Origin of the sequence: Ensifer sp. (assembly GCF_035999135.1) — a bacterium.
GTDB lineage: Bacteria > Pseudomonadota > Alphaproteobacteria > Rhizobiales > Rhizobiaceae > Ensifer.
Genome location: NZ_DASYGZ010000106.1, coordinates 1 through 1,677 on the forward strand (window position 1 = coordinate 1; position 1,677 = coordinate 1,677).

The following is a 1,677-nucleotide window of genomic DNA, read 5'->3' on the forward strand; positions in this document are numbered from 1 at the left end:
GTCCGCCTGCAGACTGGTTACCTCTATCACTACGCGTTCGCGATGCTGATCGGCATTGCCGCGCTCGTTACTTGGATGATGTTCAGGAGTTCCTTCTGATGACCGATTGGCCCGTACTTTCCGCGGTCACCTTCATGCCGCTCGTCGGCGTTCTGCTTCTCTTGCTCACAAGGGAAGACAGCGCCTACGGCCGCCGGAATATCCTGAACGTTTCGCTGCTGACGACGGTCTTCACCTTCGCGGTTTCGCTCTACATCTGGTACCAGTTCGATGCGTCGAACCCCGGCTTCCAGATGGTTGAAAAGCATGAGTGGCTCGGCACAGGCATTTCCTACCATCTCGGCGTCGACGGCATCTCGGTGCTCTTCGTCGTGCTCTCGGCCTTCCTGATGCCGTTCTGCGTCGTGGCGAGCTGGCTGTCGATCGAGAAGCGGCTGAAGGCCTACATGATCGCGTTCCTCGTCCTGGAAACGTTCATGATCGGCGTCTTCGTGTCGCTCGACATCGTGCTGTTCTATGTGTTCTTCGAAGCCGGCCTGATCCCGATGTTCCTCATCATCGGTGTCTGGGGCGGCAAGGATCGCGTCTACGCCAGCTACAAGTTCTTCCTCTATACGCTGCTCGGCTCGGTGCTGATGCTGCTTGCGATCATGGCGATGTACTGGCAGGCCGGTACGACCGACATCACGCAGCTGCTCGCCTACAGCTTCCCCCGTGAAATGCAGACATGGCTGTGGCTTGCCTTCTTCGCGTCCTTTGCGGTGAAGATGCCGATGTGGCCGGTGCACACCTGGCTTCCCGACGCGCACGTTCAGGCGCCGACGGCTGGCTCGGTCATCCTGGCGGGCGTTCTCCTGAAGCTCGGCGGTTACGGTTTCCTGCGTTTCTCGCTGCCGATGTTCCCGCTTGCTTCGGACTACTTCGCCCCGTTCGTCTTCACGCTGTCTGTCGTTGCCATCATCTACACCTCGCTGGTGGCAATGATGCAGACGGACATCAAGAAGCTGATCGCCTATTCGTCCGTTGCGCACATGGGCTACGTCACGATGGGTATCTTCGCCGCCAACACCCAGGGCGTGCAGGGTGCGATCTTCCAGATGCTGTCGCACGGCATCGTCTCCGGCGCGCTCTTCCTTTGCGTCGGCGTCGTCTATGATCGGCTGCATACCCGCGAGATCGCGGCCTATGGCGGCCTCGTCAACAACATGCCGAAATATGCCGTCGCCTTCATGGTCTTCACCATGGCGAACGTCGGTCTTCCCGGCACCTCCGGCTTCGTCGGCGAAGTTTTGACGCTGGTCGGCGCGTTCCGTGCCAACACCTGGGTCGCACTCTTTGCTACCACGGGCGTGATCCTGTCTGCGGCCTATGCGCTCTGGCTCTACCGCCGGGTGGTGTTCGGCCCGCTTGAGAAGGAAAGCCTGAAGGCGTTGCTCGATCTGTCGGCGCGCGAAAAGGCCGTGCTTTATCCGCTGGTGATCCTGACGATCTTCTTCGGCGTCTACCCGGCACCGATCTTCGATGCGACCGCGGCCTCCGTGGATCTGCTCGTCAACAACTACTCCGCAGCCCTGCAGGCAGCGCAAAACGTTGCGCTTTCGGTGCAATGACCACAGGACGTGATTGGACATGACTGCTGAAACCCTCCTTGCAAGCCTGCAACTCTCGATCCCCGAG

At 59.9% G+C, this 1,677-nt stretch carries 1 protein-coding gene; it reads left to right on the forward strand.

What is annotated here, in order from left to right:
• The first annotated feature begins 98 nt into the window (after nucleotides 1-98).
• Nucleotides 99-1,610, forward strand: a complete 1,512-nt coding sequence (locus VGO12_RS12785) for an NADH-quinone oxidoreductase subunit M (RefSeq protein WP_327513128.1) — start codon at nucleotides 99-101, stop codon at nucleotides 1,608-1,610.
• Nucleotides 1,611-1,677 lie beyond the last annotated feature (67 nt).

Coding starts and splice junctions, on each gene's coding strand:
- VGO12_RS12785 (WP_327513128.1), top strand. CDS start 99: ATGACCGATTGGCCCGTACTTTCCGCGGTCACCTTCATGCCGCTCGTC.